Origin of the sequence: Streptomyces sp. AgN23, from assembly GCF_001598115.1 — a bacterium.
In the GTDB taxonomy this organism is placed as follows: domain Bacteria; phylum Actinomycetota; class Actinomycetes; order Streptomycetales; family Streptomycetaceae; genus Streptomyces; species Streptomyces antimycoticus.
In genome coordinates this window covers 10,421,642-10,448,225 of the sequence record NZ_CP007153.1, presented here as the reverse complement: position 1 = coordinate 10,448,225, position 26,584 = coordinate 10,421,642, and the positions used below count along the sequence as shown (strand labels likewise).

General features: G+C 69.9%; 29 protein-coding genes and 1 pseudogene. 20 read left to right on the top strand and 10 right to left on the bottom strand.

The annotated features are described in order from the left end of the window. Positions 1-21: 21 nt before the first annotated feature. Entirely contained in the window at positions 22-579 is a 558-nt protein-coding gene (locus AS97_RS44620; protein ID WP_059142354.1) for a hypothetical protein, read from the bottom strand. 6 nt (positions 580-585) lie between these two features. After that, positions 586-2,844, bottom strand: a complete 2,259-nt coding sequence (locus tag AS97_RS44615; RefSeq protein ID WP_210566920.1) for a helix-turn-helix transcriptional regulator — start codon at positions 2,842-2,844, stop codon at positions 586-588. 267 nt (positions 2,845-3,111) lie between these two features. Between AS97_RS44615 and AS97_RS44610 the strand changes: the two genes are divergently transcribed. Next, positions 3,112-3,534 carry a DDE-type integrase/transposase/recombinase gene (locus AS97_RS44610; protein WP_349017628.1) on the top strand — a complete coding sequence of 141 codons (423 nt, stop codon included), beginning with the start codon at positions 3,112-3,114 and terminating at the stop codon, positions 3,532-3,534. Between the two features lie 197 nt (positions 3,535-3,731). After that, the gene (locus AS97_RS44605; protein WP_210566919.1) at positions 3,732-4,103 is read left to right on the top strand and encodes a VOC family protein; all 372 of its coding nucleotides are present in this window, start codon (positions 3,732-3,734) and stop codon (positions 4,101-4,103) included. Positions 4,104-4,136: 33 nt separating this feature from the next. Here the strand turns inward: AS97_RS44605 and AS97_RS44600 are convergent, their stop codons facing one another. Continuing rightward, a complete protein-coding gene (locus AS97_RS44600) occupies positions 4,137-4,637 on the bottom strand; it encodes a hypothetical protein (RefSeq protein WP_059142351.1) in 501 nt (166 codons plus the stop codon). Positions 4,638-5,159: 522 nt separating this feature from the next. Here AS97_RS44600 and AS97_RS44595 point away from each other — a divergent pair. The 9 genes and pseudogenes from AS97_RS44595 to AS97_RS44555 all read left to right on the top strand — a co-directional run bounded on the left by AS97_RS44595 (position 5,160) and on the right by AS97_RS44555 (position 11,240). Then, entirely contained in the window at positions 5,160-5,735 is a 576-nt protein-coding gene (locus AS97_RS44595; protein ID WP_210566918.1) for a DinB family protein, read from the top strand. A gap of 131 nt (positions 5,736-5,866) precedes the next feature. Further along, positions 5,867-6,259, top strand: coding sequence for a transposase family protein (locus tag AS97_RS44590; protein ID WP_349017646.1), 393 nt, complete (start codon positions 5,867-5,869; stop codon positions 6,257-6,259). 52 nt (positions 6,260-6,311) lie between these two features. Further along, positions 6,312-7,001 (top strand): type 1 glutamine amidotransferase domain-containing protein, encoded by a 690-nt coding sequence (locus AS97_RS44585; protein WP_210566917.1) that lies wholly within the window; start codon positions 6,312-6,314, stop codon positions 6,999-7,001. 363 nt (positions 7,002-7,364) lie between these two features. Next, positions 7,365-7,553, top strand: a pseudogene (locus tag AS97_RS44580) (proline racemase family protein); the annotation flags it as partial. Continuing rightward, entirely contained in the window at positions 7,550-8,440 is an 891-nt protein-coding gene (locus AS97_RS44575; protein WP_079059159.1) for an ornithine cyclodeaminase, read from the top strand. The pseudogene AS97_RS44580 and the gene AS97_RS44575, both read left to right, overlap by 4 nt. A gap of 202 nt (positions 8,441-8,642) precedes the next feature. Beyond that, entirely contained in the window at positions 8,643-9,224 is a 582-nt protein-coding gene (locus AS97_RS44570; RefSeq protein WP_247204702.1) for a leucine-rich repeat domain-containing protein, read from the top strand. A 34-nt stretch (positions 9,225-9,258) separates the two neighbouring features. Continuing rightward, positions 9,259-9,639, top strand: coding sequence for a hypothetical protein (locus AS97_RS44565; RefSeq protein WP_210566916.1), 381 nt, complete (start codon positions 9,259-9,261; stop codon positions 9,637-9,639). A 243-nt stretch (positions 9,640-9,882) separates the two neighbouring features. Beyond that, positions 9,883-10,515, top strand: coding sequence for a TetR/AcrR family transcriptional regulator (locus AS97_RS44560; RefSeq protein WP_059142347.1), 633 nt, complete (start codon positions 9,883-9,885; stop codon positions 10,513-10,515). A gap of 254 nt (positions 10,516-10,769) precedes the next feature. After that, the gene (locus AS97_RS44555) at positions 10,770-11,240 is read left to right on the top strand and encodes a hypothetical protein (RefSeq protein WP_210566915.1); all 471 of its coding nucleotides are present in this window, start codon (positions 10,770-10,772) and stop codon (positions 11,238-11,240) included. Positions 11,241-11,386: 146 nt separating this feature from the next. Here AS97_RS44555 and AS97_RS44550 read toward each other — a convergent pair whose 3' ends face one another. The 3 genes from AS97_RS44550 to AS97_RS44540 form a co-directional block, all read right to left on the bottom strand. Continuing rightward, positions 11,387-11,725 carry a hypothetical protein gene (locus AS97_RS44550; protein ID WP_210566914.1) on the bottom strand — a complete coding sequence of 113 codons (339 nt, stop codon included), beginning with the start codon at positions 11,723-11,725 and terminating at the stop codon, positions 11,387-11,389. A 170-nt stretch (positions 11,726-11,895) separates the two neighbouring features. Beyond that, a complete protein-coding gene (locus AS97_RS44545; RefSeq protein WP_210566913.1) occupies positions 11,896-13,002 on the bottom strand; it encodes a M20 family metallopeptidase in 1,107 nt (368 codons plus the stop codon). Positions 13,003-13,034: 32 nt separating this feature from the next. Then, the gene (locus tag AS97_RS44540; protein ID WP_210566912.1) at positions 13,035-14,069 is read right to left on the bottom strand and encodes a LacI family DNA-binding transcriptional regulator; all 1,035 of its coding nucleotides are present in this window, start codon (positions 14,067-14,069) and stop codon (positions 13,035-13,037) included. Between the two features lie 161 nt (positions 14,070-14,230). Between AS97_RS44540 and AS97_RS44535 the strand changes: the two genes are divergently transcribed. From AS97_RS44535 to AS97_RS44500, 8 genes are read left to right on the top strand one after another with little or no spacing between them, the layout of a single operon-like run. After that, on the top strand, positions 14,231-15,109 hold the full coding sequence (locus AS97_RS44535) for a BtpA/SgcQ family protein (protein WP_059142372.1): 879 nt from the start codon (positions 14,231-14,233) through the stop codon (positions 15,107-15,109). Beyond that, positions 15,106-16,044: a carbohydrate kinase family protein gene (locus tag AS97_RS44530; protein WP_059142342.1), complete on the top strand. Its 939-nt coding sequence runs from the start codon at positions 15,106-15,108 to the stop codon at positions 16,042-16,044. Before AS97_RS44535 ends, AS97_RS44530 begins: the two co-directional genes overlap by 4 nt. A 14-nt stretch (positions 16,045-16,058) precedes the next feature. Continuing rightward, positions 16,059-17,069, top strand: coding sequence for a substrate-binding domain-containing protein (locus tag AS97_RS44525; RefSeq protein WP_210566911.1), 1,011 nt, complete (start codon positions 16,059-16,061; stop codon positions 17,067-17,069). After that, positions 17,069-17,836, top strand: coding sequence for an ATP-binding cassette domain-containing protein (locus AS97_RS44520; protein ID WP_059142340.1), 768 nt, complete (start codon positions 17,069-17,071; stop codon positions 17,834-17,836). Before AS97_RS44525 ends, AS97_RS44520 begins: the two co-directional genes overlap by 1 nt. A 1-nt stretch (position 17,837) precedes the next feature. Further along, the gene (locus tag AS97_RS44515) at positions 17,838-18,857 is read left to right on the top strand and encodes an ABC transporter permease (RefSeq protein ID WP_059142339.1); all 1,020 of its coding nucleotides are present in this window, start codon (positions 17,838-17,840) and stop codon (positions 18,855-18,857) included. Beyond that, positions 18,854-19,909: a phosphotriesterase-related protein gene (locus AS97_RS44510; RefSeq protein ID WP_210566910.1), complete on the top strand. Its 1,056-nt coding sequence runs from the start codon at positions 18,854-18,856 to the stop codon at positions 19,907-19,909. The genes AS97_RS44515 and AS97_RS44510 overlap by 4 nt, the downstream gene beginning before the upstream one ends. Positions 19,910-19,966: 57 nt before the next feature. Beyond that, entirely contained in the window at positions 19,967-20,713 is a 747-nt protein-coding gene (locus AS97_RS44505; RefSeq protein ID WP_125757545.1) for a glutamine amidotransferase, read from the top strand. Beyond that, a complete protein-coding gene (locus AS97_RS44500; protein WP_210566909.1) occupies positions 20,698-21,336 on the top strand; it encodes a TenA family protein in 639 nt (212 codons plus the stop codon). Before AS97_RS44505 ends, AS97_RS44500 begins: the two co-directional genes overlap by 16 nt. Before the next feature lie 481 nt (positions 21,337-21,817). Here AS97_RS44500 and AS97_RS44495 read toward each other — a convergent pair whose 3' ends face one another. The 4 genes from AS97_RS44495 to AS97_RS44480 form a co-directional block, all read right to left on the bottom strand. After that, complete coding sequence (locus tag AS97_RS44495; RefSeq protein WP_059142335.1) at positions 21,818-22,330, bottom strand: hypothetical protein; 513 nt, start codon at positions 22,328-22,330, stop codon at positions 21,818-21,820. Between the two features lie 579 nt (positions 22,331-22,909). Beyond that, entirely contained in the window at positions 22,910-23,293 is a 384-nt protein-coding gene (locus tag AS97_RS44490; protein WP_236669886.1) for an antibiotic biosynthesis monooxygenase family protein, read from the bottom strand. A gap of 231 nt (positions 23,294-23,524) precedes the next feature. Continuing rightward, positions 23,525-24,127 carry an XRE family transcriptional regulator gene (locus AS97_RS44485; protein WP_210566908.1) on the bottom strand — a complete coding sequence of 201 codons (603 nt, stop codon included), beginning with the start codon at positions 24,125-24,127 and terminating at the stop codon, positions 23,525-23,527. Between the two features lie 69 nt (positions 24,128-24,196). Then, complete coding sequence (locus AS97_RS44480) at positions 24,197-24,835, bottom strand: class I SAM-dependent methyltransferase (protein ID WP_059142333.1); 639 nt, start codon at positions 24,833-24,835, stop codon at positions 24,197-24,199. Between the two features lie 355 nt (positions 24,836-25,190). Between AS97_RS44480 and AS97_RS44475 the strand changes: the two genes are divergently transcribed. After that, complete coding sequence (locus AS97_RS44475) at positions 25,191-26,252, top strand: NAD(P)/FAD-dependent oxidoreductase (RefSeq protein WP_210566907.1); 1,062 nt, start codon at positions 25,191-25,193, stop codon at positions 26,250-26,252. Positions 26,253-26,584 lie beyond the last annotated feature (332 nt).

Here is a 26,584-nt window from a genome sequence, read left to right as displayed (position 1 = left end):
AGCGTGCGCTCGACGGGGCCTCTACAGCTGGAACTCCAGGTGTCCGATGTCCGTGAAGCGGACCTCCTCCAGGCTCCCGGCGCGGCGGCCGTTGTCCTGGAAGTACACCTCCCTGAGTGCTTCGGCGGCGATCATCCGCAGCTCCTGGTCGCTGGCGCCGGCCTCCTGCGCGTCGAAGAGGCGAGCGGCGTAGCGGGGCGGTAGCGCGACGGTCAGGTGCCGGATGCGGTCCTGGTCCGTTGTCCCGATCGGCGCGGTGTAGCCGAGGCGGGCCTGGGTGTCGATGACGATGCCGCCGGTCGTTGCCGCCTGCTGCCGGGCCTTGGCCCGGATCTGCGGCTGCCACCGTTTTTTCACCTCGCGTTCCAGGCGCGCGGCCAGCTGTGACCGTGGCTTCTTGATCTGATCCTTCACGTACCGCTCGACGGTGCGCTGGGAGATCCCCAGCAGCTCGGCAACGGGCCTGGTGCCCTTGAGCTGCTTGACCAGGTACCGCATCTGCACACCTGCGCTCTTGGGCGCCGGACGGGTGAACGTCTTCTGCACCGCGGCGTCCAGGCCGTCCCCGAACATGGTCATTGCCTGCTACTCCCCGTTGTCGACGTCGGTGACGGTGCCGTCCTTGATGTACCGGGCGAGGTTGAGCTCCGGGGCGTTGAACTGCTCGCGGACCCCTTCGCCCCACAGGACGGTCTGGGTGCCCTCCCACTTCACCAGGCCCGGGTTGACGCCGAGCTTGAAACCGCCGGGCAGTGGTTTGCCGTCCCGGTAGGGCAGGAAGTCCAACGGCGTCGTCCCGTCGGACGGGTACACGGCGCAGTCGGAGAGAACGGCGACCGGGTACTGCCCGGTGAACGCCGCATGCTTGACGATCTTGCGATGCAGGTTGATCCGTGTGCGGGAGATGACCGCCGCGCGGATGTCCGGCCGCCATGTGGGCCGCATCAGGGCTCGCCACCGCTCGCCCGGACGCCAGCCCTCACCGCGGGGCCGCTCCCGCAGCTTGCCCACGCCGCCCTTGACCGTCGCCTTGATCGCGGACACCACGATCGCCAACTCCGGGTCACGCTCCTTGTAGCCGTCCATCGCCGCCAGGAAGTCGGCTGGCGCCAAGTCCGCGTCGACGCCGAGGTCCGCCATCGTAGCGAGGTAGGCGTCGCGCAGCCGGTTGTACCAGCCGTCCAGGTACCGGCCGCTGTCGTGGCGAACCCACGCCTCGATCGGACGCACCTCGTACCCGAGCTCCACCGCGTATGCCACGGTGGGCGTCGCGTACCAGGCCGGGCCTTCGGGGCGCTCGCCCTTCGGCGTGAACGGACTCGGCAGCAGGTCGCCGTCCAGCTCCACCCATTCCTTGCCGGCCTTCACGCGGGACATCTCCACGTGGCTCAGATCGACCCGCCACGAGCCCGGCAGCTTCGGGTCGAACACCGGCGCCTTGACGTGCGTCGGCGCACCGAGCCCGACGATCAGCCCGTTCGCCCCAGCGGCGAAGGCCATATTGACGTCGATGCCGACCAGGTACCGCTTGGCGCATTCCGTGTCGGTAATCGGCCGTGCCCAGTCGTACGCCTCTTCGAACAGCTTCTCGCCGGGCCCGCGCACATGGAAACGAGGCAGGTCCGCCAGGAGCGGGTGCCCGTCGGGGGCCTCGCAGGGCGCGCATTCGACCGGCTCCACTCCCAGCGAACCGGGGCTGTGTTCACTGTGCCGCTTGCCCTGAGCATCCGGCGCGCTGGCCCGGGTCGGCGGACGCAAAGCGGTCATCAGCTCCAAGCCGGTGACGGCGGTCGACCCGCGTGGAGTCATCACCCGGCTCGCGTAGGTGCCCAGGAGCGGGGCCAGTTCCGGCGGCGGAAGCTGCGCGGCACCACCCCAGTGCCGGGCATCGAGCGCGTCCCAGGACGGGAGGCACAACTGCACGCACTGCCGCTCGCCTCCTGTGGCCGGGCCGTAGATCCGCGCCCACGGCCCGAACCCGCGCTTGGTCAGCTTCCATTCGGCCCTGCTGAGCTGCCCCAGAACCTTGTGGCCCTCTGGCAGCCGCCCGGCCAGCCGGTCCTCCTCGGGGAGGCGGGCCGGAAGCCCGTACCGCTCACACGCGGCCTCGGTGAGCACCAGCAGCGGGTCGGCGTCCTTGCCCGCGCCGTTCAGGCGCGGCGCGCCGAGCTGTGCCTCCTTCAGCGTCCACTCCACCAGCGTCGGGAGCGACTTGGCGGGCACGTCCAGGACCAGGCCGTCGACACAGTACGCCGTGACCCGGCGATCGGCGCCGGCATCGATGACGGCGAGTGGACCATGGGCGAACCGCGGATCGGAAGTGTCCGCCACCGCGGAGAGCTGCCTCGGGGCGGCCTTCTTCGCACCCGGGCGCCGGGACGTCGACGTCGGCTTGGTGGTGGCCGCCGGGCGCACCGCAGCGGCCGGAGCGGTGGCGGTGTTCTCCGGAGCCGTCATGGCCCTGGGCTCCGACGCAGGGCCGGTGAGCGCCTCGGGCGCTGGCGCCTCCTGAGCGGGCGCGACGGTCGGGCTGGCGCTCGCGGCCGCGGTCGACGTGCTGGCGCTCGACGGGGGCGCGGGGAAGCGGGCAGCGAGGCCCTCAAGGAGTCGCGCGTATGCGGCACGTTTCGGCGGCCGCGGCTCGGTATGTCCGGCTTCCCAGTTCCCCACCGCCTCTCGTCGGGTCTGCAGAGCCTTCGCGATCTGTTCCTGCGTCAGCCCGGCCACCTCGCGCAGACGTTTACGCTCCGCGGGCTCCGGCAGCGGATCGAGCACCGCCTGTTCCAGCAGCGCGTCAACGGCACTGAACAGCTCTTCCTCTCTGGACAAGAGCCCACCTCCCATCGCTACTCTACAACGAAACGCGCGCATATCGCGCGTGGATCGCACTCCGATCGCTCATTGGAGAGAACATGCCGTGCCGCTGCGGGCATGTCCCATCGTGTTCCGGCGCAGCGAAGGTTGAGCTTGTCGTTAGCGTTCGGCCGCTGCCACTGAAGAACCGGCGGATCAACTTCACCGACCCCACCGCCCGGATCTTCTCCGGCACGCCCCCAATTCCCTGCCCAGCCGCGGCTGGGCCATCCGCCGCAGGGCGTCAGGCGTGACGAGGTGTTCGTGAAGATCGGCGGAGTACGGCAGTACCTGTGGCCGGCCGTCGACCAGGACGGCAACGTCCTCGACATCCTCGTCCAGTCCCGGCGCAACGCCAATGCAGCCAGACGGTTCATGGCGAAGCTGATGAAGAAGCGGCGGCGGGTGCCATCGGATCTCACCGTACTTCCGACCCCGACGCCACTTGCTCACCGCCGCCGAATACCGAATCGAGATGCACCACCGCTTCGAAACCCGGAACGACATCACCGGCACCACCGCCATGCCCCACCACATCCTGAACCACAAGCGGAACCGGCCCCACCACACCCCGACACAGCCTCAACCAGCCACCACACCAACAACTTGACAACGCCCTTTCGTAGCAGCGCAACCGGCCTTTGTCCCTCGGGCGGCTTGAGCCCCTGCTCCTTGAGCTGAGTCCTCGTGCGAAGGCGGTCCGGCACTTCCTTCGAGCTGTAGACGGAGCCCAGCGGGTTCGCGGATTCTCAAGGCACCGGCACGGTGAACCCACTGGTGACGGGGATGTCCTTCTGTCGGGGACGCGTGAGTTCAGCGGGTCTGCATTGGCCCTTTAGTGTGTGACATCGCGAGTCACCGACCGGCCCGGAGCTGTCATGCCACCGCAGATGAAGCTGTCCGCAATAACACTCGACTGCTCAGACCCCCTAGCGCTGGCTGCGTTCTATCAGCAGGCCACCGGCCTCGAACCGCATCCGAAGTCCGACGCCGCCTTCGCCGGTCTCAACCGCGAGGACGGACTCTTCATCGGTTTCCAGCGGGTCGACGAGTACCGGGCTCCCCGCTGGCCCGACCAGACCGTTCCCCAGCAGTTCCACCTCGACTTCGATGTCGACGACCTGGACGAGGCTGAGGCATGGCTCCTGGACCTGGGCGCAAGCAAGCCGGAGTACCAGCCCAATGAAGATCGCTGGCGGGTCCTAATCGATCCAGCTGGGCATCCCTTCTGCCTAACGGCCAAAGGCTGATCTCGCTCCGAGTGACCCAGCAGCCCAGGCCCCTTAAGCCTGGGTGGGATCGATCGTGAAGTACTCGGGATGGGCGGCGCGGACATAGTGGATCGCTGTGTGAGAGGTGATGCCGAACAAGCGCATCATCCGGACCCGGACCGGGTCCGCGGTCTCTCGTGCTTCGCCGAGGAACCGGTCCTGCTGGAGTTGTGTGGCATTGATCCCGATCCGGTCGCAGAGGGCTTTGAAGTTGGAGGGGCCAACCGCAGGTCGGTCGACGTGAAGGGCGGTGATGGGGCTGACGATCAGGTAGGGGTTGGTGCTCAGCGGCCACCGTTGGTGGCGCTCGATCAGCCAGCCCTTGACGAGTCGTAGTGCGAAGTCGTCCAGGCAGACCTCGTGGTCGAGCCGGTTCGGTCTGCGGATCCGCAGGAGTCCGGCGGAGCGGTCGGGGTCGTCGAGCCGGATCTCGGCAACTTGCTTGGGGCGGATGGCATAGACAGCCATCAGGACGCGAGCGAGCTTGTCCTTGGTGCCGGGGGCCTGGTCCAAGAGTCCCCTGAGCCGGTCCGCCGGGATGGGCCGGGGGACCCTGACGGGCGTGGTGAGATGAAGGAGCGGTCCGCGATCCGATGCGCGTGCTCGATCGTCAGCGTCCTGGGCTGATGCGTCCAGGACAGCTGGCCGGGGATCTGCGGGCGACAGACTCTCGGATCGTCACGGACGGTCGCTGAGCCCTGTTCTGGTGCCCAGGGGCGCCAGCGAGGAACCGGCAGCTCGGGGCCGAACCGGAAGACCACCTGACGCCAGGGCACTCATGCTGGTCGCGGGCGGCTGTCTGCCGTGTAGATCGTTTGTCAGCATGGTTGTGCTGATCTCTGCACGTAGTTTCTCGACGGGCCGAGGAGGCCAGTTGGTGAGCGACGGGCTCGCGACTATCAGGGGGAAATAGCGGCATGCGTCCGGTTTCATGGACTTGGACTCCGCAGAAGCGAGACGGGGCAGTCGGCCTCCGGCGAGCCCGGATGCGATATATCAGTGGCGGGCGCAGTCGATGAGCACCACGATGCGATCATGGACTCAGGCGAGCGCAACAACGAAGCAGCGGTGACTCGGTGGGCTCCTTCCACCATCTACCCCGATATGTGGGTCGACCCGGATGACGACCCGCGCGAGACCGAAGTCGAGACGGTCGACGAACGCGGCACGCTGCTGGAGAGTCTGCGCCACTTCCGCCTCACCATCGAGATGAAGTGCGTGGGCCTGGATGCCGAACAGATGGCCCGGCGCTCCGTACCGCCGTCCACGATGTCCCTGCTCGGGCTGGTGCGGCACATGGCCGAGGACGAACGGCACTTCCGCCGGATGGCCGGTGAGGACTCGCCGAGGATCTACCGCACCGCTGAGGACCGTGACGGGGACTGGAACGGGGCGATCGCCGACCCCGCGGTCGTCGAGGACGCCTGGCGGCAGTGGCGGGCCGAGAGCGAGGTGACCGACCGTTTCATCGCCGGCTTCGCCGACCTCGGCATGCGAACCGGGGAGGCGCCGCTTCGCGAGATCCTGGTGGCGCAGATAGCCGAGTACGCGCGGCACTGCGGCCACGCCGACCTCCTGCGCGAGAGAATCGACGGCCGAGTAGGCCAATGATCAACGGTGCCGTTGAAGGCGTGGCGGGAGCTGACAGTCCGGTTCCGGCCCTCTGCGGCCGGACGGCCTTTCCGGTAAGCACCGCAGCCATGGCCTGCACTTTCTCGCCCTGACCGACGAGAAGGGCCCGCCTGATCTGGATATCCGCCGCCTGGCCCGGCCGCACCCACGACAACACCGCCGCCCGCCACGGCCGCGTCCGGGCCCACCTGCAGGCCGCTGGCCTCGGGGCACTGGCCGACCTCGGCTTCCGCAGCCTGGACAACGACATCCTCGACCCCGTGATCGTCACCGGCTACACCGCTACCCGCACCCACACGCTCACCCCGGGCCAGAAGGAAGCCAACCGAGTCCTCGCCGTCGGACGCGCACCTGTCGAGCACGCTTCGCCCACCTTAAGAACTGGTGGATTCTCACCAAGCTCCGCACCGACCCTGGCCGGGTCACCCGCCTCCTGCCCGGCTTTACGTGCCCATGATCACCGCAAATGTGGCGAGCCGCTGCCCGCTCATACCATGCTTTAAGGGAGATATATGCGCTAGTCGTGTCGAACACGGACAGGAAGGCGGTTGCGCGATGGCCAAGGTACTTTTCGTGATGACCGGTACGTCGTACTGGACGCTCAAGGACGGCACCAGGTACGCGACCGGCTACTGGGCCGAAGAGTTCGCCGCCCCCTACAAGGCCCTCACCGAGGTGGGCCACGAGATCACCGTCGCCACCCCCGGCGGGGCCGTTCCGACGGTGGACATGATGAGCCTCCGACCCGATATGGCGGGCAGCGCGCAGATCGCGCTCGATCTGGAGGCGATCATCCGCTCCGCGGAGGTGATGCGGCGCCCCATCCACCTCGCGGACGCCCGACTGGACGACTACGACGCCATCTACTTCCCCGGCGGCCACGGTCCCATGGAAGACCTGAGCGTCGACGCCGACGCCGGCCGCCTGCTGACGGCGGCCCTGCCCTCGGGCAAACCCCTCGCCATCGTCTGCCACGCCCCGGCGGCGATGCTGGCGACCAGGATCCACGGGAAGTCGCCCTTCGCCGGCTACCGGGTCACCGGCTTCACCAACGAGGAAGAGGAAGAGGTCGGCCTCGCCCAGAGGGCCCGCTGGACGCTGGAGACCGAACTCATCGCGCTCGGCGTCGACTTCACCAGGGGCGAGAAGTGGAAGCCCTACACGGTGGCCGACCGCAACCTGTACACCGGGCAGAACCCCGCATCGGCATCTCACCTGGCGGAACGCCTGCTCAAGGTCCTCTGAACCACACGATGCCCTCGCCACCTCACCCGTCTCATCCGCTTCACCACAGCGGCTCCGGGCGGGAACAGCCCGCCAAGCGGTACGGCTGCCGAAGCCGCCAGGTTCCTTGCCCACGGCCGCACCGGGGACCACAACCTGCCTCAGGTCGGCATCACCTCCACCTTCCTGCGCGCCGACGAAGCCAGCCGCCTGCCTGAGCTACTGACGGGCCGAACCTGGTGGTGTTCTTCGAGACACTTGCCAACGCCACCCTTACCGTCTTCGGCATCGCCGCCGTTGCCCAGCAGGCCCTCTCAGCAGAGGTGCTGACGGTGGTGGAGGTCGGCGGGCACTCCGACCTGACCGCCGACGCCATGATCGGTGCTGCCCGACGAACCGTTCGTACACGAGGCCATTCTCGGCACCCGGCCCGAGGGGCGTCTGGTCGGCACAACGACCGTTGCCTCGCTCCCGGCTGCCACCACTACGATCACTGGTCGTGCGTGGTTGACCGGAACCGCGCAGTTCTTCCTCGATCCGGAGGATCCGTTCCCGGAAGGCTGCTACCTGTGATCCCTGTCCTGGAAGGCGCCCCGCCCATGGCGGCCGCCATCGATGTCCTGCGTAAGAGCCTGCTCGACGGACTGGACCCGGAGGCGGGGCCGCCGCGCTCCGTCGTCCCGGTGCCACACGGCCAGCTCCTGCTCATGCCCGCGCACTGGGGGAACTACACCGGGGTGAAGATGGTGACCGCGGCACCGGGCAACGCGGCACGTGGCCTCCCCCGCATTCAGGGCAATTACCTGCTCCTGGACGGCGAAACCCTCACACCGCTGGCCCTGCTCGACGGGATCGCCCTCACCTCCGTACGCACCGCCGCCGTGTCAGCGGTGGCCGCCGACGCGCTGGCCGGGCCGGATGCGAGCCGTCTTGTCCTGTTCGGAACAGGGCCGCAGGCCCGGTCCCATCTGGAGGCCCTCAGCTGCATCCGGCCGATCCAGGATGTCGTGGTCGTCGGCCGGAACGCCGACCGCGCCCGCGCTTTCGCGGCCGAGGTCGGGGCGCGGGCCGGCACCGTGGACGACATCGTGCACGCGGATATCGTCGCGTGCTGCACGACGGCACGTACCCCGTTGTTCGACGGCGCCCTGCTGCCTCCATCGGCGACCATCGTGGCCGTCGGCTCGCACGAACCCGATGCCCGGGAGGTCGACGAGACGGCGGTCGCCCGGTCCACAGTGATCGTCGAAGCGGTCTCGGCCGCGCTGCGCGAAGCCGGCGATGTGGTCCAGGCGGTTCAGGCGGGCGCCCTCGATCCCGGCGAGTTGGTGGGCCTGGCCGATGTCGTCTCGGGCAGGCACGAGATCCCGCCGGAGCGACCGCGCTTCTTCAAGAGCGTGGGCATGGCCTGGGAGGACCTGGTGCTCGCCGCGGCCCACTTCGAGGCAGCCGGGATATGAACCAGTCCTCCTGGCCGGGCAATCACGTTCATCCGAAGGCTGCGCCTCCAGGTCGCCGATACCGGCGGTGACGGCCGCGCGGCCGCGCAGGATGTCGCGCGCGATGGCGGAGTCCCGCCAGGAAGGCCGGGTCAGCGCTGGTTTGGGCAGGGTGCGTGAGTGTCCTTTGCATCGAGGGCTGGTTTCGCGTTGCCTTGCCCCGGTGTGTCAGGACTTGGACCTCGGCCACAACGAACTGACCTCGCTTCCCGACTCACTGGGCGACCTGGTCGAACTCACCGATTGCCTCTACCTGCACGACAACAACTTGTCCAGGCTTCCGGACACGCTGGGAAACCTGACGCGGCTGCGCTATCTCAACGTCGGCGAGAACCCTCTCACCGCCTTGCCCGAAACCGTCGGCCGGATGACGGAGCTGATCGAGTTCCGCGCCCAGCACAGCCGGCTGACCGGACTGCCTGACACCATCGGCCGCCTCCGCAAACTGCGCGAACTCTGGCTGCGAGGGAACGCACTCAACACCTTGCCGTCGACGGTGACTGGCCTGTGCGAACTACGGCACCTGGACCTGCGTGAGAACGCGTTCACCGAACTGCCCGGGCCGCTGGCCGACCTTCCCCGGCTTCGGCAACTCGACCTCCGCAGCAACCGGATCGTCCAGGTTCCGGACTGGGTCGCGCGGATGCCCGCCCTGGAGAAGCTGGATCTTCGTTGGAACACCCGCACGCCCTCCCAGGGTCTGCTCACCAAGCTGGAGGAACGCGGGTGCGTCGTTCTGCTGTGAATCGATGGCAGAGCGGGGCATAACCGGCGGGCGGGTGAGGCACGCACGCACCACGGGCGCCGGCAAGGCGGTGCTCCAGCAGGTCTTCGCCGAAACTCCGGTGCCGCCGGGCGTCCCCACGGACCACCAGGCGACCATGTTCCCGGCTCTCACCTGCGGTGACGCCAAGTGGCCCCACGATGTCGACGGCCAGGCCGCCCGCACCGCCGCCGACCGGAAGGCATACCCGCTCACCGCGGGAATGCCGGCCAACGTCTGGACGGGCGCCTTCTGGAAGAAGCCGGTGGAAAAGCCGGTCGCCGTAACCGGCAAGGGTCCGCGCAGCAGCCTTGATCACGCGGAACCGCCGGACAACGCCACCGTCGCCTTCTGCCGCCCACCCCGTGGGCCGCGCGGCCTTCTGGGCGTACACTAGACGAGCCCACCCCCGCATACGGGGGTGGGCTCGTCTTCTGAGCGCTGGGCCGGCCTTGCACCTGCATCTCCCCGCAGGAAGCGGGGCGTCTTTCCTTGGACCACCAACGCGCGTCCAGCTGCCCGGAGTTCGGGCGGCTGCAGCGAGATCAAGTGTAGCGCACGGACCCCATCAACGCCGCCGCGTCGGTGAACGCCATGACGAATCGGTACGTCTCGGTTCGCTTCAGGTAGCCTCGGAACCATGCCGTCCGTCCCCGAGCCGGTCCGCCCCGGCCGCAAGCGCAGCGAGAGCAGCCGCACCGCGATCCTCACCGCCGCCTGGGAACTCACGGTCGAGCTCGGCTATCCGGGCCTGACGGTGGAGGGAATCGCCGCGCGGGCAGGCACCGGCAAGCAGACCGTCTATCGCTGGTGGCCGTCCAAGGCCGATGTGCTGCTCGACGCGCTGGTGCTCAAGGCCGACGTCCACACCGGGCTCGACGACCACGGCAGCTACGCGGCAGACCTGCGCCAATTCCTTGATCGGTCGTTCACGCTGGGCCTGGACCCCTCGGTGATGCGCGTGATGCGCACGCTGATGGCCCAGGCGCAGATCGACCCGGAGTTCGGCGCTTGCTTCCGTGAGCAGTTCCTCGCCCGCCGCCGCGCCGCCTTCGAGGTCCTGGCGGGCCGCGCCGTCGAGCGGGGGGATTTTCCGGCAGCCCGTTCACCGGCGCTCGACGCCCGGATCGTCTTCGGCCTCCTCTGGTACGAGGTGCTCGCCGCACCTCCACCGCTCGATTCCCGCTCCGCCGAAGCGGCCGCCCCCCATGCCCTCGTCAACGCCCTCATGGACCTCCTCACCCGCAGTCTCGCTCCGGAGGAACTGGCATGACCACCACGACCATCGCGAGTTCGTCGTGGAGTCGGCCGACGACGTGACCGAAGACATCCGGGAGCCTCTGCTCCGCCCGGCCGACGGCGGTCCGCTGCCGGAGTTCCGGCCCGGCCTGCACATCACCCGCGCCGAAGCCGACGCCCCGGGCACCACCCGGGCGTACTCGCTGACCGGCGCGGCACGGAGCGACGCTCTCGGAACGTATCGGCTCGCGGTCCGGCGGATCGACGGGCGGTGTGTTCTCCCCGGTCGTGCACCGCGGCTTGACCGCCGGAGCCCGGCGGCTGGTGACCGTGCCGTCCGGCCTGTTCGCGATCCCGGTCGACCACGACCAACCGGTGGTGCTGCTCGCGGCCGGTGTCGGCATCACTCCCTTCCTCGGCCACCTCGAGCCGCCGGCGTCCACCGGCGGCTCGGTCCCCGAAGTGGTCCCGCACCACGGCAACCGCAACCGCAGGACCCATCCGTTCGCGGACCGGTTGCGGAAGCTCGACGAGGCCATCGCGCGGCTGACGGTGATCGACCACTACAGCCGCCCGGATGCCGAGGACGTGATCGGCGTGCACTACTCGGCCTTCGGCCGGGTCACCGCCGAGCACATCGACGAGGAACTGATCCGCCGCCGCGCCCGCTTCTACATCCGCGGTCCCCAGGCGATGATCGACGCCGTGACCGCCGGGCTGACGGCATCGCGGCGTCCCGAAGTTCGACATCTTCGCTGAGCGATTCCAGGCCACCGCGCGAAACGTCGAGATCCCGGCGGACACCACCGCGACCGTGCGAAGATCAATCTGCTTGTGCGAACCACGCTGGGCGCGCTGGGCGGCAGCCACGGTGAGACAGCCTGACATCAGGTCATGGCGCGGCGTCACGCGAGCTGTCGTCGGACCCGGCGATGCCGCCGGCGCGGTGCGGCCCTGGCACGTTGAGCCCGTAGCGCACCGACCGTCCGCACCGTGAAGCACACGCCGGCCGGCCCCGGCGCGGCGGGCACACCGTAGACGCCGGTGCGTTCGCACGCGACGGCGATCCCGGCCCTCAGCGGCACGGGGATCGCGTACAGGTCTGCGCCACCAGCGTCGCCGCCGACCTGCTCGACCGGCCCGGCCTCGGACGCCTCCAGCCCGGCGCGACCGCGAACCCGGTCGTGCTGCCCGCCGGCCCCTTCGACGGCATCACGGCCGTTTGCGGGCACCGACTTCGTCATGCGGGACGGCGCCGTGCACCGCACTCCCATCCGGTGACGGCAGACCTCCGACGACGCTGTGACCCTTCATGAGGGCGGCGGCTCTCTTCCGCAGAGAGACGAGGGGGCTGCGTCCGAGCCCTACGGCACCTACGACGGCGAAGCGGCGCTCGGGCCGCTTCGCCGTCGGACTACAAGCACCGCAGCAGCCGGTGCATCGCCTCCGCGGACTCGGTCATGGCGGCCAGCGAGCAGGATTCATCGGTGACATGGGCCTGATCCGGGTCGCCCGGGCCGTACACCACCACCGCCGGATCGCCGAGCCGGCCGGTCAGCACCGAGGCGTCGGTGAAGTACGTCGCGTACTCGGCCGGGCCGGCCGAGGAGCCGGGGGCCAGGAGTTCCCGCGCGGCGGCGGCAGCCGACGGGTCGGTGGCGATGCCGGGCAGGTCCAGCAGCGGTTCGAGGCCGATGCCGTCGCCGCACAGCCGGGCGACCTCGGCGATCGCCTCGTCCCGTCCGAAGCCGGGAACGGTGCGCACGTCCAGCCGCATCTCGGCGCGGTCCGGCACCAGGTTGGGCTGCTCGCCCGCGTGGAACGTGCCGATGTTGACCGTGGCCGGGCCGTGGGTCGCGCTCACCGGCCAGTCATGGTGCGCGTGGATCCTGCTCGCCGCGGCGGCGAGCGCGGCGATCGCGTTGCGGCCCAGCTCCGGCCGGGAACCGTGCGCGGAGACCCCACGGGCCGTCGCGGCGAGCCACAGCACGCCCTTGTGGCCGAGGACGGTCCGGTTGCCGGTCGGCTCGGCCACGATGAGCAGGTCGGTGGGGGTGAGTGACGCCGCGTCGATCTCCTCGGCCCCGTGGCAGCCGGTCTCCTCGCCGAAGGTGAAGATCAGCTGTACGGCGGTGTCCCGCGGGCTTTCCCGGGCGGCCCGTATCGCCGCCTCGACCTGGCAGGCCACACCTGCCTTCATATCGCTGCTGCCGCGGCCGAGCAGCCGGCCGTCGCGCAGTTCCCCGCTCATCGGGTCGAACGACCAGCCCGACGGGTCGGCGGGCACGGTGTCCAGGTGTCCGGTGAAGGTGACCGGCACCCGTGGTACCGCGGGCCCGAACCGGGCGACGACGTTGGCCCGGCCGGATATCGGTTCCTCGACCCGGACGTCGAACCCCGCGCCGTCCAGCCGGTCCGCCACCAGTGCGGCGGCCGGTGCCTCCCGGCCGCCCCGGGTGTCGATCCGCACCAGCCGCCGCGCGAGGTCCGTCACACCGCGCCAGGTGTCCGCGTCGTCCATCGGGCTCCTCCTGGAGTTGTGGTGAGTCGCCGTCATATGCGGTCCGGGGACGCTTGCGTGGCCCGGGTGCTGTCGCGCACCACCAGGGTCGGCACGAGTGAGATGTGCGCGTGCGGGCCACGCTCGGCATCCTTGGCTCCCGCCGCGGCCAGCAGCCGTACCGCCTCCGCGGCGATCCGGTCGCGGGGCTGATGGACCGTGGTCAGGGCCGGTTCGGTCAGCCGGGAGAACTCGATGTCGTCATAGCCGGTCACCTGCACCTGCCCTGGCACCGAGAAACCGTGGGCCCGGCAGGCGCGGGTGACCCCGAGCGCGATGAGGTCATCGGCGCATACGAGCGCGTCCGGAAGGCCGCCCTCCGCGATCAGCCGGGCCACGGCGGCCTCGCCCCACTCCACGCTGTAGTCCCCGAGCAGCACCTGGTCCGGCTTCACCTCGATGTTCAGCTCCTCGGCGCGCCGCCGGAACCCGGCGAACCGCTGCTCCGTGGAGGAGTGGGTCATCAGCGAGCCGATGAAGGCCGCCGACCGCGCCCCGCCGTCGTGGAGGTGGTCCACGACCTGCCGCATCGCGGCGACGTCATCGACGCCCACCCAGTCGGTGGTGGTGCCGTCGACGAATCGGTCGAGCTGGACGAGCGGCAGCCGGTCCGCGGTCTGCTGCACGGCGGGCCGGCTGTCGACGCCGTGGCTCGGGCTGACGATGATGCCGTCGACGTTGCGCGCGGCGAGCGAGGCCAGCCGGCGCGCCTCGATCTGTGGATCGGAGCGCGCGTCGCACAGGAAGAGCTCCTTGCCCTCCTTCCCCAGGGCGTGTTCCACGCTCTCCACCAGGGAGGTGAAGAACGGGTTGGTGATGCTGGGCACGACCATCCCCACCGTGTCGGTACGACTGTTGCGCAGCGCCCTGGCGATGACATTGACCTGGTAGCCCAGGTCGTCGGCGGCGCGGCGGACCTTGCGTTCGACCGCGGCCGAGACCTGGCCCCGCCGGGAGAGCACCCGCGACACGGTGGCCGTGGAGACACCGGCCCGCTCGGCGACCTGAGCGATCGTAACCCGTTGCAATCGATTACCTTCCTGCCGGGAAACATGTCCGTCACATGGTTCCAACGCCGATGTGACCTGGCGCGTTGAATCAGCATAGAGCCTTGACACGACACCTGACCCCTGCCTACGGTCCTCCGCAACTCAGCTGTAATCGATTGCATTGAGGTGGCGCTATGACGATGTCCGGGAGCACGAGCGGCCTTGGGGTGTTCCCGCCCCGGCCGAACGCGATCAAGGAGCTGTTCGGCGCCCCGAAGGTCGTCATCGGCGTGGTGCACCTGCCGCCGCTGCCCGGCAGCCCGCATTACGAGGGCACCCCGCTGGACGAGATCTGCGCCTTCGCGGTCGAGGAGGCGCGGGCCTATCTGGAGGGCGGCTGCCACGGGCTGATCGTGGAGAACCACTGGGACATCCCGTTCCTCAAGCCGGGCGAACACGGTTATGAGACATCGGCGGCGATGGCCGTGGTGACCGACCGGGTGCGGCACGCCGTGCTGGCGGGGGCCGGCGGCAGGCTCGGGGTCAGCGTGCTGTCCAACGCCGCCGAGTGCTCCATCGCCTCCGCCTGGTCCGGCGGCGGCGGATTCGTACGGGTCAACCAGTGGGCCAATGCCTATGTCGCCAACGAGGGCATCATCGAGGGCCAGTCGGCACACGCCAGCCGCTATCGCAGCCGGATCGGCGCCGGCCCGGTCAAGGTCTTCGCCGATGTGCACGTCAAGCACGGTTCGCACGCCATCGTCGCCGACCGCACGCTGGCCGAACAGACCGAGGACGCCGAGTTCTTCGGCGCCGATGTGCTGATCGCCACCGGCTCGCGGACCGGGGACGCCGCCTCGCTGGAGGAGGTCGAGGGCATCTCCGCCCACACCACCCTGCCGGTGGTGATCGGCTCCGGTATCACCGCGGACAACATCGGCGGGTTGCTGCCGGCCTGCGACGGGGTGATCGTCGCGTCCTCGGTGAAGGACAACGGCCGCTGGTGGGGCCGGGTCGACCGGGCCAAGGTCCGCGAGCTGACCACCGCGGCGGCCAAGGCCGGAGTGGTGCTCCCGTGATCGTCTTCTGCGGGTACGCCAACATCGACCTGACCGTCGGTGTGCCCGCGCTGCCCGCTCCCGGTGACCGCGTGCAGGCGACCGCCGTCCGCCAGGGCCATGGTGGGATGGCCGCCAACGCCTCGGCGGCCGCGGCCCGTGCGGGGGCCGACGCGTGGTTCGCCGGTGTGGTCGGACCGGAGCCGCGGAGCACGGCGTTCCTCGCCGCACTCGCCGACGACGGGGTCCGTACCGACTGGACCGCCCGCAACGGCACCCTCACCACCGCCGTCGTGCTGCTCACCCCGGACGGCGAACGTGCCGTCATCAGCCAGGACGACGAGCTGGACGCCCGGCACATCACCCGTACGGTACGGGCCGCGCGCGAGGCCGGGGCCGACTGGCTCTACCTCGACGGCTACCGCTTCCCCGAGGCCGCCGCCGCGCTGGCCGAGGCCGCCGCCGACGCCCCGCCCGGGACGCCCGGACCGGGCCTGGTGGTGGACCTCGACGGCTGCGACGGGGCGGAGGCGATGCGCACCGCGCTGTCCGCGGCCGATCACGCCGTCGTCGGCCGGCCGCTGGCCGTCGCGCTGCTGGGCGGAGAACCGGCCCTGGTCCGGGCCGCCGCCGACATGGACGTCCATCTGGTCGTGACCGACGGTTCGCGCGGCTGGACCCTGCTGACCCCGGCCGGTGAACGCCACGACGGTCCGGCTATCGAGGTGGACACGGTCGACGCCACGGGGGCCGGAGACTGTTTCACCGGCGCATACTGTGCCGAACTGGACCGGGGCCGGTCCCCGCTGGAGGCGGCGCGCTTCGCCGCCGTCGCCGCCGGTCTGTCCTGTACCCGCCCCGGCGCCCGTGACGGGCTGCCCGACCGGCGGGCCGTCGAATCCTGGCTCGCGGCCCACCCCACCCCGGAAATCCCGGAGCCGACCCGTACCCCGTAGGACAAGGAGAGCAGATGCGCCAGAAAGTGACGGCCGTGGTCGCGCTGGGCCTGCTGCTGACGACCGTCGGCTGCGACACCCAGGCCCGCCGCGAGATGGCGGCCGAGAAGAAGACCACCGAACAGGGCCCGCCGCCGCCCGCGGAGGTCGCCCGCTCCTGTACCGTCCGCGGCCACGCTCCGAAGATCGGTATCGTGCCCATCAACCTCCAGGCGCTGTTCTTCAACCAGATCAACACCGGCGCCCGGACCGTGGCCCGCAAGGCCGGGGTCAAAACCCAGATCGTCAACGGCAACGACGACTCCGCCACCCAGGCCAACGCCATCGACGACCTGGTGGCCAACCACTACGACGCCATCATCGTGGACGCGGTCGACACCGAGGGCATCAAGCCCGCCATCCGCCGGGCCAAGGCGGCGGGCGTACCGGTCGTCGCCGTGGACGCCACCGTCGACGACCCCGCGGTCTCCACCCAGGTCGGCGTCGGCAACACGGAAGGCGGCCGGCGGATCGGCGAGGCCCTGCTGAAGACGGCCGGCAACCGCGGGGGGATCGGCGTCGTCGGCGCGCTCAACAGCACCATCCAGAACGAGCGGCAGAAAGGTTTCACCGACGCCGTCACCGCCAAGGGCATGAAGATCCAGAACGTGGTCGACGGCCGCAACATCCAGGAGAACGCCCAGACCGCCGCCGAGAACCTGCTCACCCGCGACCCCGGCCTGAAGTACGCCTACGCCACCGGCGAGCCCGCCCTGATCGGCCTGTCGGCCGCCGTGGTCAGCCAGCACCGCACCAAGGACCTCAAGGTCGTCGGATGGGACCTGTCCAGCCAGGCCGTCGACGGACTGCGGGCCGGCTGGATCACCGGTGTGCTGCAGCAGAACACCTTCCGGTTCGGCTACGAGGCCATGAATTCCGCGATCGACCTGGCCTGCGGCCGCACCGCCCGTAAGAACGTGCCCGTCCCCACCCAGCTGGTGACCCCGGACAACGTCAAGAACTACCTCTACTACCTGGAGAAGTGATGGGCGAGAGCGCGCTGGTCTCCCTGCGAGGAATCACCAAATCATTCGGCGCCGTCCGCTCGCTGCGCGGCGTCGACCTGACCCTGGCCCCGGGCGAGGTGCTCGGCCTGGTCGGCGACAACGGCGCCGGGAAGTCGACCCTGATGAAGGTCCTGGCCGGAGCGGTCCAGCACGACAGCGGGCAGATCTCCATCGACGGCCGTGACGTCCGCTTCACCAGCCCCGCCGACGCCCGCCGTGAGCGGGTCGGCATCGTCTACCAGGACCTCGCCCTGTGCGACACCCTCGATGTGGCCAGCAATCTGTTCCTTGGACGTGAACCGCGCAAAGGCCCCTTCATCGACCGCGCGACGATGCATGCCCAAGCGGCCGAAACCCTCTCCGAATTGCACGTCCGGGTGAAATCCACCTACCAGGAGATCGGCGAGCTGTCCGGAGGGCAGCGGCAGGCCGTGGCGATCGCCCGTGCGGTGTCGTTCCGCCCGCGCGTACTGATCCTGGACGAACCCACCGCCGCGCTCGCCGTCGCCGAGGTCCGGCAGGTGCTGAAGATGATCCGCGACGTCGCCGCCCAGGGCGTCGGCGTCATCCTGATCACCCACCGGCTGCAGGACCTGTTCGAGGTCTGCGACCGGATCACCGTGATGTACGAGGGACGCAGCGTCGAGGACGCCCCGATCTCCGATCTCGACATTGAACGGCTCGTCGCCATGATCACCCGATCCGGCGCCACGAACGGCGGGCCCGGCACCCAGGAGGTGGCCTGAGATGAGCGCCGACACCGCGATGCGCACCACCGCCGTACCGGGCCGGCCCCCGGGCCGCTGGCAGCGCGCCAACAAGGCCACCCTGGCCATGCTCGGCGTGGGGGTCGCGCTCTTCCTCGGCTTCGGTATCGCCGCCCCCAACTTCCTGACCTTCACCAATCTGGCCAACCTGGCCACCCAGGTGGCGATCACCCTGATCGTGGCGGTCGCCATGACCTTCGTGATCACTACCGGGCAGATCGATCTGTCCGTGGGCTCGATCCTCGCGTTCACCGCCACCTGCACCGCCGAGATGCTGCAGGCCGGCTGGGACTCCTCCCTGGTGATCGTCGTGGCGCTGCTCGCCGGGCTCTTCTGGGGCGCCGTCAACGGATGGCTGTCGGCGTACCAGAAGATCCCCCCGTTCATCGTCACCCTCGCCACCATGTCGGTCGTCCGCGGTCTGGCACAGCTGTGGACCAAGGGGTTCTCCGTCCCCATCGACGCCCGGCTCTTCGTCGCCAAGATCGGCGACGCCTCCTTCCTCGGGCTGTCCGCACTGGCCTGGATCGCCCTGGCCACGGTCGCCGTCGGAGCGGTCCTGCTGTCGAAGCTGCCGTTCGGCTCCTACGTCAACGGCATCGGCTCCCAGGAGGAGTCGGTACGACGGGCGGGGGTGAACACCGCCCGGATCAAGATGATCACCCTGATGCTGACCGGTGTGGCCGCCGGTATCGCCGGGCTGCTCACCGCGGCCAGGCTCGGCTCCGGCTCCGCCAACTCCGGACAGGGCTTCGAACTCACCGTGATCGCCGCAGTCGTGCTCGGTGGCACCAATCTGTTCGGCGGCCGGGGCACCGTGCTCGGCACCGTCATCGGCGCCCTCATCACCGGAGTCATCGCCAACGGCCTCAACCTGCTGGGCGTGAGCCCGTTCCTCACCCCCATCGTCACCGGACTGGTGCTGCTCGCCGCGATCTGGCTCAACCTGCGCGGCCGGGCGATGGCCGACCTGTTCGCCCATCTGACGGGCCGCTCATGAGCGGCCCCTCCCCCACCACCGTGACCACGGTGACCGGGCCCGTGCCCAGCACCGGGCTCGGCCTCACCCTCGCCCATGAGCATCTGCGCAACGACGTCCGCAAGGCCGTCACCGGCCCGGCCGACCCGCGGCTCGGTGATCTGCGCGACGCCCGCACCACGCCCGAACTGGCCTGGCTGCTGCGCGAGCGGCCCTACGCCTGCCTCGACCACTGTGTGCTCGACGACACCGAAGGGATGCTGGCCGACCTGCGCGCGTTCGCCGCCGCCGGGGGCGGCACGATCGTCGACGTCACCCCGGCCGGACTGGGCCGCGACCCGGCGGCGCTGCGCGCGCTCTCCGAGGACAGCGGCGTACGTGTGGTCATGGGCAGCGGCTGGTACCTGGAGCCCTACCATCCCCGGCCACTGTCACCGGCGGACGAGCGCCCGCTTGCCGTCGCACTGCTGGCGGAGTTCACCGAGGGAGCCGACTCCACCGGGATCCGGCCGGGCGTCATCGGCGAGATCGGGGTCTCCCCGCGGTTCACCGAGGGCGAGCACACCGCGCTGCGCGCCGCCGCGCGCACCCAGCGCGAGACCGGTGTCCCGCTCTACGTCCATCTGCCCGGCTGGCAGCGCCGCGCCCATGAGGTCCTCGACCTGGTACTGGGCGAGTACGGGGTGGCGCCGGCCGCCGTGGTGCTGTGCCATATGGACCCCTCGCACGCCGACCCGGACTATCAGCGGTCGGTGGCCGACCGCGGCGTCTGGCTCGAATTCGACATGATCGGCATGCCGTTCCACTACCCCGGCGAGGGGCAGTCCCCGGCACCCCACGAAACCGCGCGCGCGATCGCCGGGCTCATCGCCCACGGACACGGCGAGCGGCTGCTGCTCAGCCACGACGTGTTCCTCAAGAGCATGCTCACCGCCTACGGCGGCAACGGCTTCCGCTACGTACCCGAGCTGTTCCTCCCCCGCCTCGTCGAGCACCGCGTGCCCCGGCAGGCCACCGCGGGCCTGCTGCACACCAACCCGGCCCGGCTGTTCGAGCACGCCGCCGCGTCCTGACCACGCCCCACCGTTTCCATCACTTCCCGTTACGAACCCGTCGCAAAGGAGCACCCTGTGAGCCGCGTCCTGATAGCCGGTGAGAGCTGGATCTCCCAGTCCACACACATCAAGGGGGTCGACTCGTTCACCACCAGTGCCTATGTGACCGGAGTCGAGCCGTTGCGCCGGGCGCTGGAGGGCCGCGGGCACGAGGTCACGCACCTGCCCGCGCATCTGGTACCCGCGCAGTTCCCGGGCGATGCCGAGGCGCTCGCCCGCTACGACGTCGTCATCCTCTCCGACATCGGGGCGAACTCCCTCCAGCTCTCCCCCGAGGTGTTCGAGCGGGGTACGCCGGGGGCCGACCGGATCGACGCACTGCGCGGATGGGTCGGCGACGGCGGCGGGCTGCTGATGGTCGGCGGCTATCTCTCCTTCACCGGTTTCGAGGGCAAGGCCGCCTATCGCAACACCGCGCTGCACGAGGTGCTGCCGGTCGAGCTGCTGCCCGAGGACGACCGCGTCGAACTCCCCGCGGGTGGCCGCCCGTCGGCCGTCGGCACCGGCCATCCCGCCCTCGGCGGGGTGACCGGCGAATGGCCGCCGCTGCTCGGCTACAACCGCGTCCGGCCACGTCCGGGCGCCGATGTCCTGGCCACCCTGGGCGGCGACCCCCTGGTGGCGGTGGCCGAGTACGGCGCGGGACGGTCGGCGGTGTTCACCTCCGACTGCTCCCCGCACTGGGCGCCCGCGGCGTTCTGCGAGCAGTGGGACGGCTACGCCCGGGTCTTCGGCGGCCTCGTCGAATGGCTCTCCCGGTGAGCCGGTCCGAGCGGCTCCTGAAGGCCACCGCCCCGGTCATGGAACAGGCACTGCGCATGCGCTTCGTCGCCGAGGTCACGGCCGGCACGATCAGCGACGCCGACTACGCCGACTACCTGGAGATCGAGGCCGCGTTCGTGGAGACGGCCACCCGGCTGCACGGACTGGCCGTGTGGGGCGCCCCGGACCGGACGGCGCTGGAGCGCAACGCCCGCGCGGTCCACTCGCTGACCACCACCCAGGCGGACTACTTCCGCGAAGCCCGCGCCGCCTGGCCCGTCCCCGCCCGGCCGGGCGCCGCCCGGCGGGCCGAGGTGCTGTCGCGGTACGCACTCGACGCGGCGCGGGAAGGCGGCTACCCGGCGGTGATGACCATGCTGTTCGCCGCGGAGAGCCTCTACCTCACCTGGTGCGCCCGGGCACACGAACGCGGCGCCGTCCCCGACGGCGCGATGAGCGCCTGGGTGGCGCTCCACGCCGATCAGGCGTTCCGGGACGGGGTACGGGCGCTCGCGGCGGAGGTCGACGCCCTGCCGGACGACATCCCCCAGGAGCGGCTGACCCGCTGGTTCGCCGGCATGCTGGAGGCGGAAATCGCCTTCCACGACGCGGTGTTCGGATGACCGGACCTCGGCGGGGGCCGATCCCCCGGGTGGCCAGCGCGACCAGGCCCGCGCCCGGCACCAGTCCGCCGCCCGGCGATGGAGCCAGCGCCTGGCCGGTGACACCGTCGACAAGGTCCTCGCGGCGTCCGGCGCCGGTGCGCAGGCCATCAGCCACGCCCGCGGCCGCGTCGCCGGCCTGGCCGCCGCCGAGTACCCGGCCCGCTTCGACGCGTACGTACTCGACGCGCCGCGCGGCATCGACCTCGACACCTCTGTCCCGGCTGCGGCCTGACGGACGCTCCGGGCCACGTCGACCCCCGTTCGGCGGAGGCCCGGGGCGGTACTCGGTGGTCCCTCACCGCCGAGTACCGAGGAGAAGGTACCAACGCCACCGAGACCGCCCCGACAAGGCGCTGATCGCCGCCACTGGATCCAGCAACCGCGAGGTCGTGCTGCCCAAGGAGCCCTCGGCGCGCCTTGCGCCGTACGCGGACCGGGGTCAGCCAGCCGTCTTCACCTTGGTCGCCTTGGCAACCTGGCAGGTCTTCGGCATGGCGGCGGAGTCGCCCTTCCACGCGGCTGACGCGAGTGCGCTCTTCATGGCTCCGGCTTGGACGGGCTGGTTGGTGAGGGTGGTGTAGACCGCCTGGTCGGGATGTGCGGAGTTCAGGAAACGGACCTTGACGGTGTAGGCGTAGTCCGCCGCGCCGTTCGCGTTGTCGAGCTGGACTACCGCGAACAGCTTGGACGCGTCGCGCAGCTGGCACGACTTGATGCTGACCTCGACTTTGGACGTCACCGCCTGAGCGGTGCCGGATCCGCCGGTCGCCCCACTCGCCGAGGCGGACGGCGACGATGCGGTCTTCGAACTCGGCGAGTTGTCGCTCGTGCTCTTCTTCCCGTCCTTCCCGGCGTCGGACGACGCATCGCCCGATCCGCTGCTGGAGCAGGCCGAGAGAGCGAGAAGGGCGGCGGCGAGCGCGCCGAAAGCGGCGACGCGAGGAAGATGCATGGCGAAAGGCCCCCCGTTAGGACACACGTACGCCGGACGGACCGGCCGAATCCGCTTCACGCTACACCTGCCGCGACAGCCACGTACCAGGCAGCTGAGCGATCACTGAGTGATCCCGGAAGACGGTCCGCGCCTCCAACGGGTAGCAAGCGCCGTACACCGCGGGTGGCCGTGGCGCCCGTGGCGCGGGCGCCACGAGCTGACACGGTCTCGGCGGCTGCCGGACGAGCGAGAGAAGGAGCTGTTCGCGGCCTTGCGCTCGACCGGGGTGCTTCTGGCCGAGGAGCGGCGCCTGTCGACAGGGTCCTGTCTACGAGGGCAGGCGGTCCTGGCGAATCCGGTATGCCGGACTCAGTCGCTGGTGCCCCTGGCGTCGAGGATGTCGGTCTTGGCCGGAGGTCGCACATGGTGCGGCGATCCACGCAGCAGCAGCGGCCAAGCCTTGGTTGGCAAAGGGCTCTTCGTCAAAGTATTCGCAGCTGACGCCCAGCCTGATTCCGCGTGCGATAGCCACCCCGGGCCACACCCCGCACCACACCTCATATGCCCTGGAGGAGGACGGACGCGCGGTGGCGGTCTTCACCGGCGGCTCAGCACCAGGTGCCCGTCCACCTCGCACGTGTCGCCGTCCGTGACGGGAGTACGGCCGAAGGAGACGCTGGCGTCCGCCGGGACCAGGACCGTCCAGATCGCCTCGTAGTTAGAGGCGTGGGCGACGGCTATCTGTTGTCCCATCACCGGGCAGACGTTCATCGCCTCTTCCCAGTGAGCTGTGGACTCCCATTCCGCCACGTTGACGAGAGAGAATTTGCTCCCCGGAACGATCGTGCGGAACATGTAGGTTCGAATGAAACCGGGTTGAGCCGCCATCACGTCTGCGGCGTCCCGCCAGGCGTGGAGATACACGCTTTCCTTCTCCTCGTCGATCTCGATCGGAATGATCACGACATGGCGATTTTCCATCCGCCGCCCCCTTTGCCCTGTAAGCCAATTAGTGCCGCCCGCGCCGGAGAGGTTCCCGGAACATGAGGGAACACGGCCGAGTCCGTGCCGCCTAAAGACCTGTGCGGGCAGGCTGCATCCAGAAAGTGCGGCCCACCAGCCCAAGCCGGTGCCTCTAGTCGGCGGATCGGGTGGCCACTACTGGCGCAGCCGGGGCGCTGCGTCTGACGCAAACGCAGGACGTGTCTGTGATCAACACTGGCGGACGTGGAGCTGTTCGCCGCTGGTGGAGAACAGGGCCAGGACTTCGGCTGCCGCGTCGTGGGCGGCGCTGCTCAGGACGTGGGGGATGCGGGTGTCGAATTCGGCGGCTTCGCCGGCGCTCACGCGGGTGGTCGCGGTGCCGAGGGTGAGGTCGATGGCACCGGTCAGGACGTACAGCCATTCATAACCGCCATGCCTGCGCAGTGAGGGCTTCGGGGCGATCCGCAGGGGCGGGAGAACCATCTTGAACGCCTCCACGGGCGCTCCACCGCGCGTGAGAGGGACGAACGTGGTGCCATTGTTGCGGATCGGCTTGACGTGAACACGAGGGTCACCGGTGGGCGGGGCTCCGACCAGGTCGTCCAGGGCGACCCGGTAGACGTGGGCCAGCGGCAGCAGCAGATCCAGGTTGGGGCGGCGCTGGCCGCCCTCCAGGCGGGAGAGGGTGCTGATGGAGATGCCGCTGCGTTCGGCGACGTCCGCGAGCGTCATGCGGCGGGCTCGGCGGGCGTCGCGCAGACGGGGCCCGACCGAGCCGAGCACGGCCTCTGTGTCGTGAACGAGCTGGTCCTCGGTCGGCGTGATGGGCATGGCTCTCTTCTTCATCGGGTGGGGAGGTAGGGGGCTCCGCCCGCTGCGGGTGTACGGAGGCGGGGCGGTTCAGGTGGTGCGGGTCAGGCGCCACACATGGTCGGTGCGGGTGCCGGGGCGCCCCTCGGATGAGGGGGCGGGCCGCTGGACGCCGGCAAGGGTGTCCACCTTCCAGGTAGGAGGCAGGGCAAGGGTGGTCAGCAGGCCCTCCAGGGTGGGGAAGACGACATCGGCGGGCTGCTGCGCGGCGGTGCTCCAGGTCGGCCATCCGGCGTGCATGACGATGATCAATGTGCCGCCCGGTGCGACGGCCTGGGCCGCCAGCCGCAGGATGGCCGTCTGGTCCAAAGCGACCGGTGACTGCAGGTACTGCGCGGCGACGAGGTCGAAACTGCCGCTGGGAAACGTCTGCCCGAGGTCGAAATGCTGAAAGGTGACCTGTGCGGACAGGCCCAGCTCGATCGCGCGGACGGCGGCCCGCCGCAAGGCTGTGGTGGAGATGTCGACAGCGGTCACCTGCCAGCCCCAGGACGCCAGCCACAAGGCGTCCGCGCCCTCGCCGCAGCCCAGCTCCAGTGCACTTCCCGGTGTCAGATTGCCCGCTTCGCGGACCAGCAGCTCGTTCGGCCGGCCGCTCCAGACGCGCCCGCACTTGCGATAGCGGTCCTCCCAGAACCGGGCCGGCTCGATGCTGTCAGGTGTGGTCATCAAGATCTCCTTACAGGCGCGGAAGGCGGGCCCCTCGTGACCAAAGTCCCCACCCGCTTCTCAGTAGGCAAGCCGCGTTGCTGATCCAGCAAACGACGGAAGCGGGTGCGGGCGTCGTCAGGTGCGTGCCTGATCGAGCTGTCCGAAGAAGCTGCGCAGGTCCGCGACGGGGAAGCGGGTTTGCCGACGGGTGCGAAGCGGCTGCCGAGCACGAGCAGGCAGCCTCCTACGCGACACCGCCTGAAAGCGTCAAACGAACATGCTGAATACGTAAAGCTCGAACCGATGACCCAATTCATTGCAGGAACAGCAAAGCTGTTTGCTATGGACGGTGGTGTGGGGTGACGGTGCCGATATGGACACCAATGAGCTGAAGAGCACCGAAGGCCGTACCTGGGACGTCGTCGTGGTCGGCGGGGGCGCCGCCGGCCTGTCCGCCGCGCTGCTGCTGACTCGCGTACGGCGCTCCGTCCTCGTCATCGACGCAGGTGAACCCCGCAACGCCCCCGCCGCGCGAGTCGGCGCCCACAACGTCCTGGGCCGCGAAGGCATCTCCCCCCTGGAGCTCCTTCGCATAGGCCGGGAGGAAGTCGCCTCCTACGGCGGAGAAGTCGTCAACGGCCGGGGCGAGCGCGTCGAGCGTGGCGGCAGCACCTTCACCATCACCACCCAGGACGGACAGCGCGCCCGTGCCCGGCGCGTCCTGGTGACCACCGGCCTGATCGACGTACTGCCCGACATCCCCGGCCTGGCGGAGCGGTGGGGGCACGATGTGATCCACTGCGTGTACTGCCACGGCTGGGAAGCCCGCGACACCAAGGTCGGTGTCCTGGGCAACTTCCACCAGGCCCTGCTGTTCCGTCAGATGACCGACCAGGTCACCCTCTTCGCTCACCACGCACCGGCGGAGCTCACCGACGAGCAGTGGGAACAGCTCGCCGCCCTCGGCATCGAAGTGATCCACGGCACCGTCACCGCCCTGGAGACCGACACCGAACAGGACAAGCTGACCGGCGCCCGCCTGGCCTCCGGCACCGTCATCCCCCTCGACACCCTCGTCGTCGCCCCCACCTTCACCGCCCGCGGCGGCTTCCTCGAAGACCTCGGCCTCACGCTCACCCCCCACCCCGCCGTCCCCGGCGTCCAGGTCGCCGTCGACCCCTCCGGATTCACCGGCGTCCAGGGCGTGTGGGCCGCCGGGAACGTCAGCGACGTCCTCGCTGCCGTGCCCCAGTCCGCCGGCGCCGGAAACACCGCAGGTGGCGCCATCAACATGGACCTCATCCTCGAAGACGCCCGGCGTGCCACCGAGGCCCGCGAAGCAGCATCGGCAACGCCATTCGACAGCACGATGGAAGCAGAAGTGTCACGACGCGTTCTGGGCACCCGCGCCCACGGTCTGGAAGGCCCCGCCTAGCAAGCGGCGAGGCGCTTCCGCAGCACCTCGTCATCGCCAACGCCAGGCCCTGCCCGTGAGCACCACCATGCGGCAGGGCCTGCGCATGACCCGACGGCACGAATCCGATTCAGCGGTGAAGGCGCACCCGATGCGTCTCCACCGTCTGGCTCAACGTACGACTGTCCATGCTCACGAGGACGTGCTCGCGAGTCCACGGAGCCCACCCAGCCTGTAACAGGTTCAGCGTCACGATCTGTCGAGCTGCCGGGTGCCCGCTACCGCGTTGGTGGACGTCAAGGATCCGCCGTTCCCGAGCGCGCCCGGATTCCGGGCACCCCGTGGATACGGTG

Bases quoted from the DNA above. Each gene is read 5' to 3' on its own strand.
- AS97_RS44620 (WP_059142354.1), bottom strand. From the start codon at position 579: ATGACCATGTTCGGGGACGGCCTGGACGCCGCGGTGCAGAAGACGTTC.
- AS97_RS44615 (WP_210566920.1), bottom strand. From the start codon at position 2,844: ATGGGAGGTGGGCTCTTGTCCAGAGAGGAAGAGCTGTTCAGTGCCGTT.
- AS97_RS44605 (WP_210566919.1), top strand. From the start codon at position 3,732: ATGCCACCGCAGATGAAGCTGTCCGCAATAACACTCGACTGCTCAGAC.
- AS97_RS44595 (WP_210566918.1), top strand. From the start codon at position 5,160: ATGGACTCAGGCGAGCGCAACAACGAAGCAGCGGTGACTCGGTGGGCT.
- AS97_RS44585 (WP_210566917.1), top strand. From the start codon at position 6,312: ATGGCCAAGGTACTTTTCGTGATGACCGGTACGTCGTACTGGACGCTC.
- AS97_RS44560 (WP_059142347.1), top strand. From the start codon at position 9,883: ATGCCGTCCGTCCCCGAGCCGGTCCGCCCCGGCCGCAAGCGCAGCGAG.
- AS97_RS44550 (WP_210566914.1), bottom strand. From the start codon at position 11,725: ATGACGAAGTCGGTGCCCGCAAACGGCCGTGATGCCGTCGAAGGGGCC.
- AS97_RS44545 (WP_210566913.1), bottom strand. From the start codon at position 13,002: ATGGACGACGCGGACACCTGGCGCGGTGTGACGGACCTCGCGCGGCGG.
- AS97_RS44535 (WP_059142372.1), top strand. From the start codon at position 14,231: ATGTCCGGGAGCACGAGCGGCCTTGGGGTGTTCCCGCCCCGGCCGAAC.
- AS97_RS44525 (WP_210566911.1), top strand. From the start codon at position 16,059: ATGCGCCAGAAAGTGACGGCCGTGGTCGCGCTGGGCCTGCTGCTGACG.
- AS97_RS44520 (WP_059142340.1), top strand. From the start codon at position 17,069: ATGGGCGAGAGCGCGCTGGTCTCCCTGCGAGGAATCACCAAATCATTC.
- AS97_RS44515 (WP_059142339.1), top strand. From the start codon at position 17,838: ATGAGCGCCGACACCGCGATGCGCACCACCGCCGTACCGGGCCGGCCC.
- AS97_RS44510 (WP_210566910.1), top strand. From the start codon at position 18,854: ATGAGCGGCCCCTCCCCCACCACCGTGACCACGGTGACCGGGCCCGTG.
- AS97_RS44500 (WP_210566909.1), top strand. From the start codon at position 20,698: ATGGCTCTCCCGGTGAGCCGGTCCGAGCGGCTCCTGAAGGCCACCGCC.
- AS97_RS44495 (WP_059142335.1), bottom strand. From the start codon at position 22,330: ATGCATCTTCCTCGCGTCGCCGCTTTCGGCGCGCTCGCCGCCGCCCTT.
- AS97_RS44490 (WP_236669886.1), bottom strand. From the start codon at position 23,293: ATGGAAAATCGCCATGTCGTGATCATTCCGATCGAGATCGACGAGGAG.
- AS97_RS44485 (WP_210566908.1), bottom strand. From the start codon at position 24,127: ATGCCCATCACGCCGACCGAGGACCAGCTCGTTCACGACACAGAGGCC.
- AS97_RS44480 (WP_059142333.1), bottom strand. From the start codon at position 24,835: ATGACCACACCTGACAGCATCGAGCCGGCCCGGTTCTGGGAGGACCGC.
- AS97_RS44475 (WP_210566907.1), top strand. From the start codon at position 25,191: ATGGACACCAATGAGCTGAAGAGCACCGAAGGCCGTACCTGGGACGTC.